Annotated in this window: 19 protein-coding genes, 2 tRNA genes and 1 CRISPR repeat array; of the genes, 14 read left to right on the forward strand and 7 right to left on the reverse strand. The window is 64.6% G+C overall.

Features of this window, described 5'->3' with window-relative positions; all coding sequences use genetic code 11:
- The first annotated feature begins 4 nt into the window (after nucleotides 1-4).
- From ACZ5BT_RS04080 to ACZ5BT_RS04125, 10 genes are all read left to right on the forward strand, one after another.
- Nucleotides 5-577 (forward strand): LapA family protein, encoded by a 573-nt coding sequence (locus ACZ5BT_RS04080; protein WP_464885344.1) that lies wholly within the window; start codon nucleotides 5-7, stop codon nucleotides 575-577.
- Nucleotides 578-609: 32 nt separating this feature from the next.
- The gene (locus ACZ5BT_RS04085) at nucleotides 610-2,433 is read left to right on the forward strand and encodes a cation:proton antiporter (RefSeq protein WP_464885345.1); all 1,824 of its coding nucleotides are present in this window, start codon (nucleotides 610-612) and stop codon (nucleotides 2,431-2,433) included.
- A gap of 46 nt (nucleotides 2,434-2,479) precedes the next feature.
- Nucleotides 2,480-2,555: transfer RNA gene (locus ACZ5BT_RS04090), tRNA-Ile, on the forward strand.
- Between the two features lie 77 nt (nucleotides 2,556-2,632).
- Nucleotides 2,633-2,707, forward strand: a tRNA-Thr gene (locus ACZ5BT_RS04095).
- A gap of 343 nt (nucleotides 2,708-3,050) precedes the next feature.
- Nucleotides 3,051-4,257: direct repeats of the CRISPR family, unit length 36 nt; unit sequence GTCGCAAAGCCCGTTTGCCTCGTAGAGGATTGAAAC.
- Between the two features lie 107 nt (nucleotides 4,258-4,364).
- On the forward strand, nucleotides 4,365-4,913 hold the full coding sequence (locus tag ACZ5BT_RS04100) for a TetR/AcrR family transcriptional regulator (RefSeq protein ID WP_464885346.1): 549 nt from the start codon (nucleotides 4,365-4,367) through the stop codon (nucleotides 4,911-4,913).
- On the forward strand, nucleotides 4,906-5,775 hold the full coding sequence (locus ACZ5BT_RS04105) for an ABC transporter ATP-binding protein (protein WP_464885347.1): 870 nt from the start codon (nucleotides 4,906-4,908) through the stop codon (nucleotides 5,773-5,775). Before ACZ5BT_RS04100 ends, ACZ5BT_RS04105 begins: the two co-directional genes overlap by 8 nt.
- Complete coding sequence (locus ACZ5BT_RS04110) at nucleotides 5,765-6,886, forward strand: ABC transporter permease (protein WP_464885348.1); 1,122 nt, start codon at nucleotides 5,765-5,767, stop codon at nucleotides 6,884-6,886. The genes ACZ5BT_RS04105 and ACZ5BT_RS04110 overlap by 11 nt, the downstream gene beginning before the upstream one ends.
- 11 nt (nucleotides 6,887-6,897) lie before the next feature.
- On the forward strand, nucleotides 6,898-7,725 hold the full coding sequence (locus ACZ5BT_RS04115; RefSeq protein WP_464885349.1) for a hypothetical protein: 828 nt from the start codon (nucleotides 6,898-6,900) through the stop codon (nucleotides 7,723-7,725).
- Nucleotides 7,722-8,387 carry an outer membrane lipoprotein carrier protein LolA gene (locus ACZ5BT_RS04120; RefSeq protein ID WP_464885350.1) on the forward strand — a complete coding sequence of 222 codons (666 nt, stop codon included), beginning with the start codon at nucleotides 7,722-7,724 and terminating at the stop codon, nucleotides 8,385-8,387. Before ACZ5BT_RS04115 ends, ACZ5BT_RS04120 begins: the two co-directional genes overlap by 4 nt.
- A gap of 133 nt (nucleotides 8,388-8,520) precedes the next feature.
- On the forward strand, nucleotides 8,521-9,600 hold the full coding sequence (locus ACZ5BT_RS04125) for a TRAP transporter substrate-binding protein (protein ID WP_464885351.1): 1,080 nt from the start codon (nucleotides 8,521-8,523) through the stop codon (nucleotides 9,598-9,600).
- A gap of 67 nt (nucleotides 9,601-9,667) precedes the next feature.
- Here the strand turns inward: ACZ5BT_RS04125 and ACZ5BT_RS04130 are convergent, their stop codons facing one another.
- Entirely contained in the window at nucleotides 9,668-11,044 is a 1,377-nt protein-coding gene (locus ACZ5BT_RS04130) for a TRAP transporter large permease (protein ID WP_464885352.1), read from the reverse strand.
- Nucleotides 11,041-11,601, reverse strand: coding sequence for a TRAP transporter small permease subunit (locus tag ACZ5BT_RS04135; protein ID WP_464885353.1), 561 nt, complete (start codon nucleotides 11,599-11,601; stop codon nucleotides 11,041-11,043). Before ACZ5BT_RS04135 ends, ACZ5BT_RS04130 begins: the two co-directional genes overlap by 4 nt.
- A gap of 133 nt (nucleotides 11,602-11,734) precedes the next feature.
- Between ACZ5BT_RS04135 and ACZ5BT_RS04140 the strand changes: the two genes are divergently transcribed.
- From ACZ5BT_RS04140 to ACZ5BT_RS04150, 3 genes are read left to right on the forward strand one after another with little or no spacing between them, the layout of a single operon-like run.
- On the forward strand, nucleotides 11,735-12,520 hold the full coding sequence (locus ACZ5BT_RS04140) for a DUF4388 domain-containing protein (RefSeq protein ID WP_464885354.1): 786 nt from the start codon (nucleotides 11,735-11,737) through the stop codon (nucleotides 12,518-12,520).
- Between the two features lie 18 nt (nucleotides 12,521-12,538).
- A complete protein-coding gene (locus tag ACZ5BT_RS04145) occupies nucleotides 12,539-13,912 on the forward strand; it encodes an alanine/glycine:cation symporter family protein (RefSeq protein WP_464885355.1) in 1,374 nt (457 codons plus the stop codon).
- Nucleotides 13,909-14,487: a UbiX family flavin prenyltransferase gene (locus ACZ5BT_RS04150; RefSeq protein ID WP_464885356.1), complete on the forward strand. Its 579-nt coding sequence runs from the start codon at nucleotides 13,909-13,911 to the stop codon at nucleotides 14,485-14,487. The genes ACZ5BT_RS04145 and ACZ5BT_RS04150 overlap by 4 nt, the downstream gene beginning before the upstream one ends.
- On the opposite strand, the gene ACZ5BT_RS04155 is transcribed toward ACZ5BT_RS04150, so the two are convergent.
- From ACZ5BT_RS04155 to ACZ5BT_RS04175, 5 genes are all read right to left on the reverse strand, one after another.
- Entirely contained in the window at nucleotides 14,463-15,551 is a 1,089-nt protein-coding gene (locus ACZ5BT_RS04155) for a hypothetical protein (protein ID WP_464885357.1), read from the reverse strand. The two genes, ACZ5BT_RS04150 and ACZ5BT_RS04155, sit on opposite strands and share 25 nt — an antisense overlap.
- 44 nt (nucleotides 15,552-15,595) lie before the next feature.
- Nucleotides 15,596-16,126, reverse strand: coding sequence for an inorganic diphosphatase (locus ACZ5BT_RS04160; RefSeq protein WP_464885358.1), 531 nt, complete (start codon nucleotides 16,124-16,126; stop codon nucleotides 15,596-15,598).
- A gap of 10 nt (nucleotides 16,127-16,136) precedes the next feature.
- Nucleotides 16,137-17,111, reverse strand: a complete 975-nt coding sequence (locus ACZ5BT_RS04165) for a polyprenyl synthetase family protein (RefSeq protein ID WP_464885359.1) — start codon at nucleotides 17,109-17,111, stop codon at nucleotides 16,137-16,139.
- 256 nt (nucleotides 17,112-17,367) lie between these two features.
- Nucleotides 17,368-17,514: a hypothetical protein gene (locus tag ACZ5BT_RS04170; protein ID WP_464885360.1), complete on the reverse strand. Its 147-nt coding sequence runs from the start codon at nucleotides 17,512-17,514 to the stop codon at nucleotides 17,368-17,370.
- Between the two features lie 53 nt (nucleotides 17,515-17,567).
- A complete protein-coding gene (locus ACZ5BT_RS04175) occupies nucleotides 17,568-17,879 on the reverse strand; it encodes a hypothetical protein (protein WP_464885361.1) in 312 nt (103 codons plus the stop codon).
- A 248-nt stretch (nucleotides 17,880-18,127) separates the two neighbouring features.
- Between ACZ5BT_RS04175 and ACZ5BT_RS04180 the strand changes: the two genes are divergently transcribed.
- Entirely contained in the window at nucleotides 18,128-19,009 is an 882-nt protein-coding gene (locus ACZ5BT_RS04180; protein WP_464885362.1) for a phosphate/phosphite/phosphonate ABC transporter substrate-binding protein, read from the forward strand.
- Nucleotides 19,010-19,106 lie beyond the last annotated feature (97 nt).

A 19,106-nucleotide genomic window follows, 5' to 3' on the forward strand; every position in this document is an offset into this window, starting at 1 on the left:
CCCCATGGCGCCTCTGGCGCAGGAGGTCGGTATGAACTTCCGCACGATAACCGTGCTCACCGTCTTAACGCTGCTTGCGCTTTTTGCCGGCATCAACTGGCCGGCGTTCACCCAGCCCACAAAGCTCAATTTGCTCTTTACCCAAACCGAGACCCCGCTGGGCACGGTCATGCTCGGGGTGGTCGCGGTTCTCACCGTGCTCTATGTCCTCTTCACCCTCGGCATCGAGGCCGCCGCGCTCACCGAAGTTCGTCGCTACGCCCGGGATCTCCACCAGGCCCGCAAGCTGCTCGAAAAGGAAGAGGAATCCCGCTTCGTCAACCTCAAGGCCTACCTCGAGGCCGAACTCGCCGAACTCCGCGAAGAGCTCCAGGCGATTCAGGACCAGCTCCAAAAGCGGACCCAAGAGCTCAAGGCCGCCCTCCAGGACGAAAGCGGAAGTCTTTCGACCCAGATCGACTCCCTCAAGGTGCAGCACAAGGAAATTTTGCAGCGCATCGATCGCCTCTCAGCCCTGGCCAAAGAGACCCCGGCCGAGGATGGAGGCGAGGGTTTTCCCCCCGTTGACCAAGGCTAACCCACGCGCTTAAGAAGTGGATCCCGGAATCGATGAACGAAGAGAGCCTCGCGTTTTTTACCGTTTTATGGGCCGTCGGGCTCGGGGTTTTCGCCCAGCTGGTGGCCCACCGTTTCCGGCTGCCGTCGCTCGTCCTGCTCCTCGGTTTCGGCGTGATCTTCGGCCCCGACATCCTCGGGCTCATGCATCCCGACGCCCTGCGCTACGGGCTGCCCCTTTTGGTCAAGCTCGCGGTGGCCATCGTCCTCTTTGAGGGCGCCTTGAGCCTCAGGCTCGCCGAACTCAAAAACTCGCTCTACGAAGTACGGCGCCTCATCACCGTAGGCGCTGGTCTCACCTGGATCGGAGCCAGCGCCGCGGGCGTGCTGGTCGGGGGGCTCGAACTGCCGGTCGCCCTGCTCTTCGGGGCCCTGGTCACGGTCACCGGCCCCACCGTGGTCCAGCCTCTCCTCAAACGACTGCCGATCGGTCGGCCGCTCAAGACCATCCTCGAGGGCGAGGCCATCCTCATCGACCCCATCGGGGCGATTTTGGCGGTGGCCATCTTCGAAGCCATCGCCGGCCTCTCGGGCCACGGGGGGATCGAGGTCCTCGAGGCCCCGCTGGCCTACGCCGGCCGGCTCCTCGCCGGCATCGCGGTCGGGGGCGTCGGCGGCATCGGGCTCTCCTGGCTGCTCAAGCAGCCGCGCTGGGTCCCGCTCGAACTCAAAAACCTGGTCGCCCTGGCGGGGGTGCTGGTCGTCTACGGCGTCGCCGACGGACTGTTTAGCGAGGCCGGGATCATGGCGGCAGTGGTGATGGGGCTCGTGGTCCAGCGCGAAGCCATCCCCGAGGAACACCGGTTGCGCCGGTTCAAAGAACAGCTCACCCTGCTCGCCATCAGCGTGCTCTTCGTCCTCCTCGCCGCCGACCTGCCTCTCAGCACTGTCCTCGAGGCCGGTCCCCGCGGCATCCTGGTGACGGCACTCCTCATCCTCCTCGTCCGCCCGATCGCGGTCTTCGCCTCGCTCCGGGCCTCTGAGCACTCAACGCGGGAAAAGGTCTTCATCGCCGCCATGGGACCCCGGGGCATCGTCTCTGCATCCGTGGCCTCGCTTTTCGCCCTGGCGCTCGGCGACGTCGGAGAAACGCTGTTGGCCATGGTCTTCATCACCATCTTCATCACCGTCACCCTCACCAGCCTGCTCGCGCCCGCGCTGGTGCGCTGGCTCGGTTTGCACCGGGGCGAGGCCAAACACACCGTCATCGTCGGCGCGGGCGGGCTCGGGCGAACCGTGGCCCGAATCCTCGTCGCCCACGAACAATCGGTGACTCTGGTCGACCACAACCCCCACCGCATCCGCGAGGCCCACCTGGAAAAGCTCGCGGCCCTCGAGGGCAACGCCCTTGAAGAGGATGTGCTCGAAGCCGCCGGGGCCGATGAGGCCCGGACCATCCTGGCGATCACCACCAACCCCGAGGTCAACCTGCTCGTCACCCACATCGGAAGGGAAGTCTTCGGCATCGGCCGCGCACTCACCGTGCTCGACGAGGGGACCGTCGGGCCGGAACTGGTGTACCGCGCGGGCGGGCAACCCGCGTTTTTGGGTCCGCTCGACGTTGAAACCTGGGACCACACCCTGTCTCACCACAAAGCCGTCGTCCTCACCTGGCACGTCCCCAAGGGCTTTCCCGCCAAACCCGTGGCCTCCCTTGGCTTTCCCGAGGAAGTTCTCCCCCTGGTACGGGTTCGCGATGGTGAAGCCTCGATCGTCCATGCATCGCAAAGCTGGAACCCAGGCGAAACCGTCTACTTCGCCAGCGTTCTATCCGAAGAAGAGGCACTTGAAATCCTCAACGACGTGGCCGTGTCTTAGCCGGCTCTACGCGATCTCGGCTTTGTTGTAGATTGGATCGGGGCGTGGGCCCTTAGCTCAATGGTGAGAGCAGCCGGCTCATAACCGGTTGGTTGCAGGTTCGAGTCCTGCAGGGCCCACCAGCGGACCCCCGCCAGCAGGCGGGGATTTTTGTGGACAGTCAAAGCCGGGCTCTCTATACTTAGTAAGGCCCTGGCGGGCCGGTGTAGCTCAGCGGTAGAGCAACCGCCTCGTAAGCGGTAGGTCGTCGGTTCAAATCCGACCGCCGGCTCCAGGCGAAAACCCCTACTGCCCCTCTTCGCGGGGGCGGTAGGGGTTTTCAAAGCACACCCGGGGCCAGCCCCAAGAGCGAGGTGAAGACTGCAGGATCCACATACAATCGCGAGCGCGGACGCCACTTATTCAGCCAGCAAGCCTCGCTTTCCAACAAAAGCGATAACGAAGGGCCATCCCAAATGCATACCGCCGCAACACCAGAAAAGCGCGTGCGCACCGCATGCACACGGCAAAAACCCGGCTTCGCCCTCCCCCGATCACCCTTCATCTTGTGCATAAAGTCCCCGCGTGCGAAAATGGCCCTGTAAACGCCCTGGGCAAGGGCGCGCCTGCCCGGGTGAGTCGCAAAGCCCGTTTGCCTCGTAGAGGATTGAAACACCGTCACGGATTCCATCGCCGCCGACTCAGTTCGCATTGTCGCAAAGCCCGTTTGCCTCGTAGAGGATTGAAACCCTTGCATGGGACCTCGATGACAATGAACATGCGGAGCGTCGCAAAGCCCGTTTGCCTCGTAGAGGATTGAAACGCGGCGGCCGTGGCCGACGGGCGGATACGCGGGGCCAGGTCGCAAAGCCCGTTTGCCTCGTAGAGGATTGAAACACGCCCCGCCGTTGGGGCCGTGGCTGGATCGAGTACGTCGCAAAGCCCGTTTGCCTCGTAGAGGATTGAAACTCGCACCCGGAACCTTTCTCCCCGGGACCGAGGACGGTCGCAAAGCCCGTTTGCCTCGTAGAGGATTGAAACAAGGGCGTCGTGGAGGTTGACGGCGAGCGGATTAGGTCGCAAAGCCCGTTTGCCTCGTAGAGGATTGAAACCCGGGCGAGTGCCGTTAGGGCGAGTCGTTTAGGCTTGTCGCAAAGCCCGTTTGCCTCGTAGAGGATTGAAACAAACAGGATCCTAAATCCTTTCGTTCGGAAACTAGCGTCGCAAAGCCCGTTTGCCTCGTAGAGGATTGAAACACGGTGCGGATTTTGATTCCTGGGGCCGGATTTTTAGTCGCAAAGCCCGTTTGCCTCGTAGAGGATTGAAACGACGCCTCGGGAACGTTCTTTTTCGAACCCCCATCCGGGTCGCAAAGCCCGTTTGCCTCGTAGAGGATTGAAACATCGCCGTAGTAATTGATCACGAGCCCGTCGTCGGATAGTCGCAAAGCCCGTTTGCCTCGTAGAGGATTGAAACGGGTTCCAGCTCGTCGGGGCGAGCCTCTCCGCTGCCCGTCGCAAAGCCCGTTTGCCTCGTAGAGGATTGAAACAGGGGGATGACTGGGACATTAGCGGGTCGTGGGTGTCGCGTCGCAAAGCCCGTTTGCCTCGTAGAGGATTGAAACTCGACAACAGGACGGAGGCCGACGCTGGAACGGATCCCGTCGCAAAGTCCGTTTGCCTCGTAGAGGATTGAAACACCGGCAACCCGCACTGATGCAGACCCCGGAACTCGCCGTCGCAAAGTCCGTTTGCCTCGTAGAGGATTGAAACAGGCCTGTATACGCCGCGCACGCTTTCGCGCTGCGAAGTCGCAAAGCCCGTTTGCCTCGTAGAGGATTGGAACCCCCGGCTCAGGTGTTCTGTGCCGTGAGGGGGGCCGTCGAAAGGCCTTGCCAGGCGCCCGGGAGAGCGTATGATGGTATTGCTGTGGGTAAGCACTTACATACAGACGTGCGAACGCGGTTATTGCAGGCGGCCCTCGAGCTCGTAGCCGAGCAGGGCTATCGCGGCGCAACCACCCGCGCCATCGCCGAGCGCGCCGGCGTGGCCGAGATTACGCTCTTCCGCCACTTCAGGACCAAAGCCGACCTCGTGGCCGAGGCGGTGCGCTGGGCCACCGAGGCCCTGGGTGACCTGAGCCAAGCACCGAGCGACGACCTCGAGCACGACCTGGTCACCCTCGCCCGCACCTACCACCGGCTCATCCAATCGCGCCGGGGGGTGGTCTTGAAGCTCTTTCCAGAACTCGGGCGCCACCCCGAACTCGGGCGTCGCTTCCGCGAGGTCATGGGGGAGCGTATGCGGGGGGTCTTTGCCCTTTTCGCCCACCACCAGCAGGCCGGCAGGCTCAAACGAGAGCCCCCCGCCAGCGCAGCCCTCGCTTTTTTGGGCCCCCTTTTCGCCGGCAGTCTGCTTTCTGAGCTCGTCCGCATCGAAACGCCCTTCGACGCGGAGGCTTACGTTTTGCACTACCTCGAGGGGAGGAAACTCGATGATTGAGGTCGTGGAGCTCTCCCGAACTTTCGGCAAACTGGTCGCGGTCAATGACGTGACCTTCGAAGTCCACGCCGGCGAGGTCTTTGGCCTTTTGGGCCCGAACGGCGCCGGCAAGACCACACTGATCCGTATGCTCACCGGCGTCCTGGCCCCAAGTCAGGGGGATGCCCGGGTGGCGGGTCTGAGCGTGGCCCGGGAAAGCGAGAAGGTCAAGGGGCGAATCGGCTACGCAACGCAGGACGCGAGCGTCTACCCCTACCTGACGGTACGGGAGAACCTCGCCTTCCGCGCCGCCCTTTATCTGCCCAAATCAGAGGTGCCGGCAGCGGTGGAATCGAGCCTGAAGCGCTTCGGCCTCGAGCCGATCCAGGACCGCCTGGCCCGCGCCCTCTCAGGGGGCTGGCGCCAGCGGCTTTCGCTGGCCCAGGCCATGGTGCACCGGCCGCAAGTGGTCTTTCTCGATGAGCCAACCACGGGGCTCGACCCCCTCGCCCGGCGAGCGATCTGGGATCAGATCTACGCCGGGGCCGGCGAGGGGGTGACCGCGCTCGTCACCACCCACTACATGGACGAGGCCGAGCGCTGCCACCGGGTTGGACTTTTGTATTCGGGCAGGCTGGTCGAGGTCGGCACCCCGGCCGAGATCAAGGCCAAGGCCAAGGCCCGTCACCGTTTCCTCGCCGGACCCCCCGATTTCGACGGATTTTCGGACCTTGAGGGGTTGGTGGATGTCTGGCAGGCCGGTGACCGGAAAAAGATCATCCTGCGGCGCGAAGCGCCGGTGCCGGCCGGGCTCAGCGAAATCGAGCCCACCCTCGAGGACGCCTTCATCTCGCTGACGAAGGAGGTTGCCCATGCGTCTTGACCGCACCCTGGCCCTGGCCCGAAAAGAGCTGATCGAATTGCGCCGGGACCCCCTACTCCTCAGAATCGTGATCTTGCTGCCGCTGGCCATGCTGATCATCTTCGGCTATGCGGTGAACTTCACCCTTAGCCACATCCCCATGGCCTTGCTCGATCTGTCGCACGATCGCATCTCGCGCGAGCTCACAAAGGCCTTCACCAGCGACGACGCCTTCGACATCCTTCCCGTCGAAAGCCGAAAAGCGCTGCGGGCGGCCCTGGACCAGGACCGGGCCCGGGTGGGTGTCGTGATTCCCGAGGGGGCACTCACCGCCCTGCGAAAAGGCGAAACCCTGAGCCTCGAGGTCTACGTCGACGGTTCGAGCCCGGTCACCGCCTTCCAGGTCCAGACCAGGCTCCAGCGCGCCATCGAAGGCTTCAACGCCCGCATCCTCGCCGCTCGCGCGCTGACCGGCGAAATCCAAAAACCGCCGGTCGTACCCAAGGTCGAGGTCCTCTACAACCCGGACCTCGACACCGCGATCTTCATGGTTCCGGGCATCGTGGGCCTGATCCTGACCCAGATCGCGGTGCTGCTGACCGCGATCGCCATCGTTCGCGAAAAGGAGTCGGGGATGCTCGAGGCCTTGATCGCCACCCCGGTGCGCCCGATCGAAGTGGTGGCGGGGAAGACGCTGCCCTACCTGATCCTGGGCTCGATTGACGCCGCCCTGGTGCTCTGGCTGGGCCGGGTGGTCTTCGGCGTGCCCATGCAGGGGAGCTGGTGGCTGCTCTCTGCCTTCGTCTTCTTCTTCGTGCTGGGCTCACTCGGGGTGGGGATCGTGGTCTCCACCACCACCCGCACCCAGATCCAGGCGGTCTTCGGCGCCATGGTCTACTACCTCCCCGCCATCTTCTTCTCCGGCCTCTTTTTCCCCATCGAAGGAATGCCGAAGATCCTGCAAGCCCTCACCTATCTGGTCCCGCTCCGCTACTTCCTCGAGGCCGCCCGGGGCATCATGCTCAAAGGGGCCGGGCTTTTGGACCTCTGGCCGTCGCTGTTGATCCTGGTGATCTTCGGGCTCGGCACGCTCACGCTCGCGGCCAACCGCATGTCCAAGCGTCTGGTCTAGGAGGAGGCAGGATGAAAAAGCTTCTCGCAACCCTCGTCGTCAGCCTCGGCCTGGGGCTGGCCCAAACCCTCGGCGTCGGCCTCGTGGCCCAGGGTCCCGGTCCCGGGGTGGCGGGGACCCTCGAAGGCCACCTCACCCTCGGTGCCTGGACGCTCGAAGGGTGGAGCCAGGTCGGGCTCTGGCCCTCCCCATCCGCAAGCCTCGGTTTCGGAGCCGGTTACGCCCTCGAGCTCGGTCCGGCCGGGCGGGCGAGCCTTGCCGGCCAGGCCTTCGTCCGCTGGCCATCGCTGGATTTCTGGGGACGGGCGGGCCTCGAGGGCACCTTAGGGCAAGCCGCGGTGAACGCCACGCTTGGCTACAGCACTGCCCCCCGGACGCTGTTTTGGCCCCAAAGCGAGCCCGATCAGGGCCTCATGGCCAAGGCCGAGTTCAAGCGCCGCCTTAGCCGGCGGGAGATCGCTTCCCTCCAGCTCGCCTACGCCGAACGTGGCCCCGCTTTTGGGGAAGCGAGCCTCACCATGCGCGACCGGCGGTCCCAGCGCACCCTCGGCCTCGGCCTGAGCACCGAACAACCCCACCTCTTCCTCCTCGGGGGGCTCAAAGAACGGCTCGGTGCCGGCGTCGCCGAGGCCGCGCTGCGCATCGGGGGTCTCAACCAGATCACGCTCAGCTATTTCACCCGCAACCTCCGGGCCAGCCTCGAGGCCGGCACCCCCTGGTACGTACGCGGCGAGGTCGCCTGGGGGAACGCCTGGGCTAGCATGAGGGGGGACGCCGGGGGCTACACCTTCTGGGGAGGCTACCGCTGGCAGCTCGACGCTCAAGGAGGTCTTTGGTGATGGTGAAAAGGGTTGGAATTCTGGTGATTGCCGCGGCGTTCAGCCTTGCCCTGGCCCAAAACGCCAGGGACGTGCTGCAAAGTATGATCGAAACCCTCGACGCCGCCCCCTGGCAGGCGCGGCTCGTGGGCAAGGTTCGGGTGCCGAGCGGGGACCTCGAGGCCATCGAGATTGTCCTCAAGGCCATCCCCAAGGCAGAGGTGGTCCGGGCCGACTTCATCAAACCCGATGCCCTGGCCGACAACTACGTGGTTCGCACCAAAAACGAGGTCTACAACTACCTCTTCGTCACCAACCAGGTGGTGGTCTATCCCCTCGAGCGGGCGAAGGTCGAGGGGCTCGGCTTCGATTTCGCCAAAGGGGGCAATCCGAAGGCCCTGGCCGAAGCCAAGGACCTGACCTGGACGCTTGCTGGCGAGGTCCAAACGCCAAAGGGCCCAGCCTGGCACCTCACGGCCAAGTCCCAGGACGAAGACGCGCTCGGCTTTGCCAGCGCCGAACTTTGGATCCTCAAAGACCCGCCCCGCCCCTACCGCATGCGCTTTCTCGACCAAAACGGCGAACTCCTGGCCGACATCACCTTCAGCGAGTGGAAGCGGGCGCTTTTCAAGGAAAACGACCTGGTCGAGTTTCCACCGGATGCCGAGATCATCCGAAAATAGACGGGATACCAGCACCCCCCGGCGCCGAGTCGCCGGGGGTAATTTTATGCGATTTTTCACATGAATCCTCTTGCAAAACCCGATGGCGAGTGTCTATACTCATGATGCAAGGCAAGAGAGGAGGGTTTCAAGCGTGAAGAGACGCGAGTTTATTAAGAAAGCTGCTGCCGGTGTGGCGGCCTCGAGCGTGTTTGGCCCCGTTTATGCCCAGACCACCAAGCGCATCCGCTGGCGCATGGCCACCAGCTGGCCCACTTCGCTCGACACCATCTTCGGTGGGGCGATCACCGTAGCTGAGCGGGTCAAGGCCATGACCGACGGAAAATTCGACATCCGCGTTTACGCCGCGGGCGAGATCGTTCCCGGCCTCAAGGTGCTTGACGCGGTGCAGCAGGGCACGGTCGAAGCCGGGCACACCGCCACCTACTACTACATTGGCAAAAACCAGGCGCTCGCTTTCGGCGCCGCACTCCCCTTTGGCCTGACCTTCCGCGAACAAAATGCCTGGTTTTACGACGGTAACGGCATCAAACTCATGAATGAACTCCTGGCGGATTTCAACACCATCGGCTTCCCGGCCGGGAACACCGGGGCCCAGATGGGCGGCTGGTTCCGCAAGCCCGTGGACTCGGTCTCCGACCTCAAAGGGCTCAAGATGCGCATCCCCGGCCTTGGCGGCAAGGTGATGGCCCGCCTCGGGGTCACCGTCCAGGTGCTCGCCGGCGGCGACATCTTCCCGGCACTCGAGCGCGGCGCCATCGACGCCACCGAGTGGGTCGGCCCCTACGACGACGAAAAGCTCGGCTTCTACAAGGTCGCCAAGTACTACTACTACCCCGGCTGGTGGGAGCCTGCCCCTACCTTGTATTTCATGGTCAACCTCGACGCCTGGAAAAAGCTCCCCAAGGTGTACCAGGAGGTCCTGATCTCCGCCGCGGCCGAGGCCAACCAGAAGATGCAGGCCGACTACGACTTCAAAAACCCGGCGGCGCTCAAGCGGCTCTTGAAACGCGGGGTCAAGCTGCGCAAGTTCTCACTCGACATCATGAAGGCCGCCGAGAAGGAAGCCTTCACCCTCTACGACGAGCTCGCCGCTCAGGACAAGTTCTACAAGAAGGTCTACGACGACTGGAAGGCCTTCCGCGGCGACATCAACCGCTGGTTCGCGACCACCGAGCTGGCCCTGAGCCAGTACCTGTTCTCCGGCCTCTGAGGGATTGGCAACGCGAAGGGCCGGGCACCTGCCCGGCCCCCTTTTTCTTCCCCTGTCCCGGCTTGGCTCACACGCCCCCGGTCAGGTTCAAGAGCCAGGTGACGATCTCGGGGAAGACAACGAGCAAAGTCAAACCGATCAGCTGAATCACGATGAAGGGAATGGCTCCCCGGTAGATGTGACCGGTGGTCACTTCCGGTGGCGCCACGCCCCGCAAGTAGAAGAGCGAGAAGCCAAAGGGTGGCGTGAGGAAGGAGGTCTGCAGGTTCATGCCGATCATGACCCCGAACCACACCAGCGCCATGCGCACCGGCTCCACCGCGTCCGGGAACATCGCCGGAAGCACCCGCGCCGCCACCGGCGCCACCAGCGGGATGATAATGAAGGCGATTTCGAAGAAATCAATGAAAAAGCCGAGGACAAAAATAATCAGGTTCACAACGATCAGGAAACCGATCTCGCCGCCGGGGAGGTTGGTGAGCAGATCCTCGACCCAGATATCGCCGTAGAGACCGCGGAAGACCAAGCTGAACGCCCGGGAGCCGATCAGGATCCAGAGCACCATGGCGGTGAGCCGGGCGGTCACCTTCATACTCTCGACCAGGGCGGTATAGGTGAATTTTCGGTAGAACATGGCCAGGATCATGGCACCCACGCCGCCGAACGCCCCGGCCTCGGTGGGGGTGGCCCAGCCAGCGAAGATGCTGCCCAACACCACCAGGATCAAAACCAGCGGCGGCACCATGACCAGCATCACTTCTTTAAAGAGCGCCCAGCCGTGGAGCGTTCGTTCTTCAGGCGGCAGCGCTGGCGCCGATTCGGGTTTGAAGATCGCCATGAGGACGACGTAGAGCACGTACATCGCCGAGAGGGTGAGGCCCGGGATCAAGGAGCCAATGAAGAGGTCGCCTACCGAAACGCCCAGCTGGTCCGCGAGAACGATGAGCACAATCGAGGGCGGAATGACCTGGCCCAGCGTTCCCGAGGCGGCGATGACACCGGTGGCGAGCTCCTTTGAATAGCGGTAGCGGAGCATGATGGGCAGGCTGATCAGCCCCATAGCCACCACCGTGGCCCCGACCACGCCGGTCGCGGCGGCCAGCAGGGTCCCCACCACCACCACGCTGATGGCAAGACCGCCCCGCAAGGGGCCGAAGAGCATGCCCATGGTCTTCAAAAGGTTCTCGGCCAGCCCGGTTCGCTCGAGCATGGTGCCCATGAAAATAAAAAAGGGCACCGCGAGCAGGGTGTAGTTCTCCATGATCCCGAAGATGCGTTCGGGCATGGCCTGCATGAGCTTGAGGTCGAAAAAACCGTAGTGGATGCCCAGGGCGCCGAAAACCAGGGCGGTGCCGCCCAGTGAGAAGGCGACGGGAAAGCCGGTAAAAATAAAGATCAACGCACCGAGGAACATCAAGGGGCCGAGGAGGTCTTCAAGGTTCATAGCGCCGCCTCTCCTTCGTCAGCTTTCGATTCGGGTTCGATGAGGCCTTTGAGGAAGGCCGCCTTCTTGATCAGCTCGCTCACGCCCTGGAGCAAAACGAGCACGAACCCCACGATCAGCGAGGCCTTAATCGGGTATCTCGGGAGCCCGCCCGGGTCGGGCGACATCTCGTGGATCTTCCACGAGTCGACGACAATAGGCCAGGCCACGTAGATCACGATGGCCGAGAAAGGCAGCAAAAAGAGCAAAAGGCCGAAAAAGTCGAGCCAGGCCTTGCCCCGCTCGGAAAGCCGGGCATACAGCACGTCGACGCGCACGTGCTCGTCGTGGAGCAAGGTATAAGCCCCGCCCCAGAGAAACACCAGGCTGAACATGTACCACTGCAACTCGATGTACGCGTTTGAAGAGAGGTCCACGCCGATGGTCTGAGAAAGTTTTCGCGTGATCGCGTTATAAACCCCAATGAGAACCATGAAGAGCGTGAGCCACGAGACCACCTTGCCGAACCACTCGTTGAAGGCATCGATACCTTTCGAGATGCGCAGCAGAAATTGCATATCTCCTCCCGGCGTTGCTTCCCGCCCCAAATCCTACCCACGTCACCGTATGTGCGTCAATAAACGCATATTTATCTAGACCTGGTGCGCTTTCCCGCCAGCAAAGGCCTGGAACGTGGCATACTGATCGAAGATGCTCAAGGGAACGCTCGCAGATTTCGCTCTGCCCAACCTGTTGCAGACGCTTTCGGCCTCGCCCGGGGGCGGCGTGCTGCACCTCGAGGCCCCCTTCCTCACCGCCACCCTCGGCATCGCGCCCGGACGGGTCGCCCAGGCCGAGGTTTTGGAACTTTCGGGAACGTCGGCCTTCGATCTGCTGGCGGGCCTGAGGGACGGCCAGTTCGCCTTCGAATCCGGGGTTTCGCCGCCCGAAGCAGCGACCCCCATGCCGATGACCCGTGTTTTGGCCCGGCTCATGGAGGCGCAGGCAGTGTGGCAGGACCTCAAGGCCATCCCCGAAGACTGGGGGCTCGAACTTCGCCTTGGCAACCCGGCGAGCGAGGTCGAGCTCTCACTCGACGAACTCGGCATCTACACCGAGGCCGACGGCCGCCGCATCGTCGAGGTGCTGGCCCGGGAGCCGGTGCTGGAACAGGCCCGCACCCTGAACACGCTCCTCCAGCGGGGGCTCTTGCGAGCGCTTCCCGCCGGCGGGGCCAGCGAGACCGTGTTGCTCGTTCTCCCCTACTACGGACCGAACCGGGACATCGCCTATCTCGATACCGCCCTCTATGAGCGCTGGGCCAAGGCCCTGGGTGGTGGTTTTAAGGTAAAGGTGCGCTCGCCGAAGGGGCAGACGGCGAGCTTCAAGGCCGAGCCCCGCCCCAACATCCCCGAGCGCATCATGCTTCACGATCAGGCGCTCCGGCGCCTCCGGGTGGGCCGGGGAACGAAGCTCAAGGTCGAACCCGAGTTCTAGGGAGGTTTGATCACCAGCATGAACGTACTCGAACTCAATCAGCTCATCAATCGTTACGTGTGGGGCCCGGAGATGATGATCGTCTTCCTCGCCGTGGGCCTCTACCTCACCTTCCGCAGCGGATTGATTCAGTTCAGGAAGTTCGGCATCATCCTCCGGGAAACCGTCGGCGCCATTCGCGAACGCGCACTCGGCTTTGGCGGCGAGATCACGCCCTTCCAGGCCACCATGATCGCGCTCGGCGCCACCATGGGCCAGGGCAACCTGATCGGGGTCACCGCGGCCATCATGGCCGGGGGCCCGGGCGCCATCTTCTGGATGTGGATCGCCGGTCTGGTGGGCATGGCCACCAAATTCGCCGAAGCCACGCTGGCGGTCCACTTCCGCCAGCGCTACGCCGACGGCTCGGTCTCGGGCGGACCGATGTTCTACCTGGCCAAGGGGCTGGGCCTGCCCTGGCTCGGCGGCCTCTTCGCTCTCTTCGCCGCCATCGCCGCTTTCGGCATCGGCAACCTCACCCAGAGCTCGGCCATGGCCGCGAGCTTCCAGGACGGCTTCGGGGTGCCGCCCGCGCTCACCGGGCTCTTCGTCGCCGTGGTGGTGGCCTTCATCCTGGCCGGGGGCGTGGCCAGGATCGCGCGCTTTGCCCAGGTCTGGGTGCCGTTTATGGTGATCGCCTTCCTCGTCGCCTCGGCGACCGAACTCTTTTTCCACCTGGGGAACATCGGCCAGGCGTTCGCCTCGATCTTTACCAGCGCCTTCAACCTCCAGGCCGCGGCCGGCGGCGCCGGCGGATACGCCCTCAGCCAGGCGCTCAAAGCCGGCGTCGGTCGCGGAATCTTTTCCAACGAGGCTGGTCTGGGCTCGGCGGCGATCGCCCACGCCCAGGCCCAGGTCGACCACCCGGTCCGGCAAGGGTTTTGGGGCGTGGTCGAGGTCTTCCTCGACACCATGGTGATCAACACCCTGATGGCGCTCATCATCCTCTCCACCGGCGCCTGGATGGAGGCCGCCAGCGCCTCGCAAGTCTTCGTGGTGGCCTGGGACGAGGTTCCCGGCGATACCGCCATCGCCAGCACCATCCTCTCCCTCTTCGTCTTCACCACCATCGTCTCCTGGGGTTTTTACGGCGAAGAGGCGGCGAGCTTCCTCCTGGGCGAGGGGATTCGCTGGCCCTACCGCATCACCTACGTGGTCCTGGCCTTCGTGGGCGGGCTGGGAGGCTTCGAGGCCTTTACCCAGATCTCCGACACCTTAAACGGCCTGATGGCGATCCCCAACCTCATCGGGCTCATCGTGCTCGGCGGCGTTGTGGCCCGGCTCACGCGGGGCTTTTTCTCGGGCGAGCCCTGGGTGCCGCCGGAATCGCAAGGCTCGGGGAGGGGCGCTTGAGGGTCGTCGTCGGGGTCTCGGGGGCCTCGGGTATCCCCTACACCCTCGATCTGCTCGAGGCCCTGAACGCCGCCGGCGCCGAGATCCACCTGGTGGCGACGGCGGGGGGCCTCGAGGTCCTCCGCGCCGAAACCGGCCTTACCCCCGAGGCTCTCTACGACAAAGCCCAGGTGGTCTACGACCCCCGCGACCTGGGGGCGGCCATCGCCTCGGGCTCGTTCGTGACCCACGGCATGGTGGTGGTGCCGGCGAGCCAGGGCACGCTCGCCAAGATCGCCCACGGCCTCACCGACAACCTCCTCACCCGGGCCGCCTTCGTCCACCTCAAGGAGCAAAGGCCCCTGATCCTGGTGCCGCGCGAAACCCCCCTGCCCCTGCCGGCCTTGCGGGCAATGACGCTCGCCGCCGAAGCCGGGGCCACCATCCTCCCGGCGAGCCCCGGGTTTTACCACCGACCGCAGGAGATCGGCGACCTGATCCGCTTCATCACCCAGCGCATCCTGGACCGGCTGGGGATTTCCCTGGAGTGGGCGCGTCGCTGGCCGGGGCTTCAGGGGCCCTCGAGCTCGAAGTAGCGCAGGACCAGTTCCCGAACTTCCGGGGCCAGCGGCTCCTCGGAGAGGTAGGTCTCGACCCGGGCCCGGACCACTTCCGGCGGCCGTCCTTCCGGCCACGGCGCGGGCAAGTCACCGGCCTCGAGGGCTCCGGTCGGGGTTTCGGACTCGGCGGAGGGGGGGGTCGCGGTCAATCGCTCCCCGTCCGGAGCGTCCAGAGCGCCGGGCAGCGCCTCGGGGCCGGGCGCCTCGGGCGAGGGCGTCCCCGCTTCCGGGCGGCCGGTGACCTCCCCCGGAGCCATCCCCTCGCCGGCCTGGCCCCGGGCCTCGCCCGGGGCCGGAGCCGCCGCCTCCGACGGCGCGCCCGGCTCGGCCGGCGACCCGGGGCTCGCGTTCGCACCCGGCGAGCCCGCCTCGACCTCCCCTGCCGCCGGCTCCGCGCTGGGGGCGGCGCTCGGCTGGCCCTTGGGCTCACCCTCACCCGTTTGCGGTGGCACCTGGGGCTGGGAAGGAGTTGGCGTCGCGTCCTGGCCCTCCGGAGAAGCCGCGGTCTCGGCCGGGGTTTCGCCGGACGGGGCGGGCGCCGTTTCCTTCTCTGGCGGCGGGCTCGAGGCCGGCTCGACCGGCGCCCCGGCCTCGGTTTGGGGTTTCGGAGCGCTCGCTTCCTCAACCCGGGGCGCCTGCTGGCCGGCCTCCACCGGAGCCGGCTCCGTCCAGGGGCGGCTCGGCACCACGAGGGCCAAGGCCAGCACCAGCAGGTAGGCCAAAAGCGCCGGCCAGGGCCGGGAAGGCGGGCGCATCTTCGCCAGCTGGGCCCGGGCCGCCTCGAGGAGGCGCGGTCGTTTGGGGTCGTCGGGGTCGGCCTCGAGGGCCGCGCGGTAAGCGAGGCCGTAGCGGTCGATCTCCGAAAGCGCGCGGGGAAGTTCGCGGCGGGTTGGGTAAAGCCAGGCCAAAAACCCCACCAGCACGACCCACCTGGGCAGGCCCAGGACCACTCCCACCAGGGCCAAAAGCCCAAGACCGGCGCCGAGCCAAAGGCGCTTTCGCCAGGCCAGCCTGGCCGCCCAAACCAGGTGGGTCCGCATGCCCCCATCGTATCCCGGGGGCCTGCGGACCCAAGCCACAGAGCTTACTTTTGCTGGTAGCGGTCCATGCAGGCCTTGAGCTCGGCCAGGGCCGCGGCCCGGTCCTTGAGCCCGGTCACCTTGACCCACTTGCCCTTTTTCGCTTCCAAGGCTTTATAGGTCTCGAAGAAGTTCTTGATCTCGTCCAGGATGCCTTGGGGGACGTCCTCGAGGTCCTTCACCCCGTCCCAGCGAGGGTCTTCGGCCACCACGCCGATGATCTTGGAATCGGGGCCTTTCTCGTCTTCCATCTCGATGAGCGCCACCACCCGCACCTCAACCAGCACCCCGGGGAAGAGGGGGTAGGTGGAGAGAATCACCCCGTCGAGGGGGTCGCCGTCCTCGGCCAGGGTCTGGGGAATGAACCCGTAGTCGCCGGGGTAGGCCTGGGCGGTGGGCAGGACGCGGTCGAGCTTGATCATGCCGGTCTCTTCGTCGAACTCGTACTTGTTCGCGCTCCGGGCCGGCACCTCGATGATCATGTTTACGACCTCAGGGGCCTTGTCGCCGATGGGCAGGTCATGCATCTTCGCCATGGGGCCCATTTTACGACGCACGCTTGACCAGCCGGGCAAGAAGCTCGAGCACGGGGCTTTCTCGGCCAAACACCGAGGCCAGCTCCATAAGCGCCTCTTTGGCCATCCGTTCGGCCAGCTCACGGGCCCGGGCCACCGAGCCGAACTCGATCAGCTGGCGGTGGAGCCAGGCCACCTCCCCGGGGTCTTTTTGCGTCCTCGGGGCGAGCAGGAGCCGCTCGGCCCGCTCCCGGTCCACTTCCGGGGCATTTTCCAGAAAATCGAGGACGATCAGCGTGCGTTTGCCTTCCCAGAGGTCGCCGGCGATCTCCTTGCCGTAGCGGGCGGGGTCACCCTCGAGGTTCAGCACGTCGTCGATGATCTGGAAGGCCACGCCGAGCTTTTCCCCGGCGCTGGCGAAGGCCGGATGCGGCGACTTTCCCGCCACCAGCGCCCCGAGCCTGAGCGGCGCCACCGCCGTGTAATAAGCGGTCTTGGAACGAACCATTGTCAAGTAGTCCTCGGGCGAGAGGTCGAAGCGCCCGTCCTGAATCCAGAGCAGGTCGAGGTGCTGGCCATACGCGGTGCGCTCGACCAGGGTGGCGAACTCCTCGAGCACCGCCCGGCCATACCCGGCCTCGACGAGCACGCGCCACATCAAGGCGTGCAGGGCATCCCCGGCGTTGAGCGCCAGCGGCATCCCGTAAATGCGGTGGAGCGTCGGTTTGCCCCGACGGTCTTCGGAGGCATCCTCGATGTCGTCGTGGATGAGCACCCAGTTTTGGAAGAGCTCCAGGGCCGCGGCCGCCGGAAGCGCCTGCTCAAGCGTCGCCCCGAAAAAACCGGCCGTGGTAAGCAAGAGCTGCCCCCTGAGCAGCTTGCCCCCCCGCTCGGGGTACTCGCGGAGCATGCGGGCATAGAGGGCTTCCTCATCGCGGACCGTCGCGGCTGGGTCCGGCAAACACCCGAGCAAGTAGGCGCGAAGGGCCTCGACCACCAGCCGCATTCTACAGGGCAGAGCCAACGCTGCGCTTTGGTATACTATCGCCCGAAGTCGGGCATGACCGGTGGACCTTGAAAAGCGACGCTCTGCCCTTGGCCCGATCTTGAAGGGCCTGCTTCCACCCCTATTCCCATCGAAAATTCTTCGCTTTTTGAACCGAGTTCAGGTCCAAATTTTAAATTATGAGAGCCTCACTTCCAAACAGGCCCCAAAAACCCCGTCCTGGACGTCGCTCCCAAAGGCCGCTGTCGCAAACGGATCAGCCTCGCAAGGGGATTGCAACCAGGGCCGGCTCGAGGTCCTGGCGGATGCGGTACCAGTCCAGTCGCAAACGGATCAGCCCCGCAAGGGGATTGCAACACCCAAATGGATCAACGATAACTTCTTTAATGGCGTCAAGTCGCAAACGGATCAGCCCCGTAAGGGGATGGCCGCCCGTGCAGCGGCAACGGCCCTCATCTAGGCCGGTCGCGAGAGAAAAATCAGCAACACGGCGAGAATAAAGCCAAGCCCGGGAATGCGGCCCCGCCGGGCCACGGCCCAATGCACCCCGGCGGCCGCCAAAACGGCGAGCAAAGGGTGAACGAGCGAAGGCCGGTCTCCGGCGCCGAGGCTAAAGTAAGCGAAAAGGCCAAGGAGTGCGGTCAGGTCGAAGAGTCCCGTCGCCATCTTCGCCCATCGGGGCGGCGAAGGCTGGGTCAGAAGGTAGATTCCCGTGAGAAACCCAACGGTCAGGGTAAGGTAACCGGCAAACATGTGGACGTTCGGCATACCTCGCAGGCTATCGGACCGATTTCCAGCAGAAAGTGCACCAATGAACCCGCCGGCCGCGGGCCCAGCGGGCCAGCCCCCCTTCAGAACCTTCGCCCCGGATCCCAACTCCACCTCCCAAGCGGCAAACCGCGCAGTAAAAATTTTCCCGTCCCCACCTATTTTTTGGCACAACCGGCTGCACCAGCGGGGCAAATGGCCATCGAGTATTGCGAAGTTTTGCCCCCGGGGCTTAGAGTGAGGATGTTATGAAACGCGCACTGGTGTTGTTCCTGGCCCTTTTGGGCCTCAGCGGTGTCATGGCGCAAAGCGCCCTGAAAGTTCGTATCGGCTTCAACCCAACGCAAAACTCCGATCAGCTCTCGCAGGCCGCTCAGGCCATCGCCAACTTCATCGAGGACCAGCTGGGCGGCGCGGTCGAGGTCGAGGTCTTTTTGCCCACCGAGTACCGCGGCCTGGTCGAGGCCATGCGCTCGGGCAAGCTCGACTTCGCCTTCTTCCCGCCCGACGGCTACGTGATCGCCTCCCGCGAGGCCGGGGCCAAGGTGCTCCTTAAGAGCGTGCGCTTTGGCAACGCCTTCTACTGGAGCGCGATCATCGTGCGTAAGGACTCGGGTTATAACCGGATCGAGGACCTCGAGGGCAAAACCATCGCCTGGGTCGACCCCAACTCGGCCGCCGGCTACGTCTTCCCCCGCGCCGCGCTGCTCGCACGGGGCATCAACCCCGACACCTTCTTCGGCAAGCAGGTCTTCGCCGGGAAGCACGACGCCGCGGTGCTCGCGGTCCTGAACCGCTCGGTCGACGCTGCCGCCGTCTTCGCCAACGACGACCAGAACAAATCCGGCGCCTGGACCCAGTTCCTCTCGCCCGAGGAAGCGGCCCAGATCCACGCCATCTTCTACACCAAGCCCATCCCCGGCGACACCTTCTCGGTCTCGAAGCAGTTCTACGAGAAATACCCCAAGCTGACCGAGAAGATCAAGGCCGCGATCATGAGCTGCAAGGTCGACGAGGGTTGCGACCTGCTTAAAAACCTCTACCGGATCGACTACATGGTCCCGGCCACCGACAAGGACTACGACGTGGTCCGCGAGGCCAGGAAGCTCCTCGGGCTGGATAAGGAGTAGGGAGCCAGGTCACATTGCCAACGACGCCTGATCCCCCATGCGCTGCCCAGCATGGGGGATTTCACGCTCAAACATCCCGGAAGCACCACCCGCAAAC

It is taken from the genome of Vulcanithermus mediatlanticus (assembly GCF_055385885.1).

Coding starts and splice junctions, on each gene's coding strand:
- ACZ5BT_RS04080 (WP_464885344.1), top strand. CDS start 5: ATGGCGCCTCTGGCGCAGGAGGTCGGTATGAACTTCCGCACGATAACC.
- ACZ5BT_RS04085 (WP_464885345.1), top strand. CDS start 610: ATGAACGAAGAGAGCCTCGCGTTTTTTACCGTTTTATGGGCCGTCGGG.
- ACZ5BT_RS04105 (WP_464885347.1), top strand. CDS start 4,906: ATGATTGAGGTCGTGGAGCTCTCCCGAACTTTCGGCAAACTGGTCGCG.
- ACZ5BT_RS04110 (WP_464885348.1), top strand. CDS start 5,765: ATGCGTCTTGACCGCACCCTGGCCCTGGCCCGAAAAGAGCTGATCGAA.
- ACZ5BT_RS04115 (WP_464885349.1), top strand. CDS start 6,898: ATGAAAAAGCTTCTCGCAACCCTCGTCGTCAGCCTCGGCCTGGGGCTG.
- ACZ5BT_RS04130 (WP_464885352.1), bottom strand. CDS start 11,044: ATGAACCTTGAAGACCTCCTCGGCCCCTTGATGTTCCTCGGTGCGTTG.
- ACZ5BT_RS04135 (WP_464885353.1), bottom strand. CDS start 11,601: ATGCAATTTCTGCTGCGCATCTCGAAAGGTATCGATGCCTTCAACGAG.
- ACZ5BT_RS04140 (WP_464885354.1), top strand. CDS start 11,735: ATGCTCAAGGGAACGCTCGCAGATTTCGCTCTGCCCAACCTGTTGCAG.
- ACZ5BT_RS04145 (WP_464885355.1), top strand. CDS start 12,539: ATGAACGTACTCGAACTCAATCAGCTCATCAATCGTTACGTGTGGGGC.
- ACZ5BT_RS04155 (WP_464885357.1), bottom strand. CDS start 15,551: ATGCGGACCCACCTGGTTTGGGCGGCCAGGCTGGCCTGGCGAAAGCGC.
- ACZ5BT_RS04160 (WP_464885358.1), bottom strand. CDS start 16,126: ATGGCGAAGATGCATGACCTGCCCATCGGCGACAAGGCCCCTGAGGTC.
- ACZ5BT_RS04165 (WP_464885359.1), bottom strand. CDS start 17,111: ATGCGGCTGGTGGTCGAGGCCCTTCGCGCCTACTTGCTCGGGTGTTTG.
- ACZ5BT_RS04175 (WP_464885361.1), bottom strand. CDS start 17,879: ATGCCGAACGTCCACATGTTTGCCGGTTACCTTACCCTGACCGTTGGG.
- ACZ5BT_RS04180 (WP_464885362.1), top strand. CDS start 18,128: ATGAAACGCGCACTGGTGTTGTTCCTGGCCCTTTTGGGCCTCAGCGGT.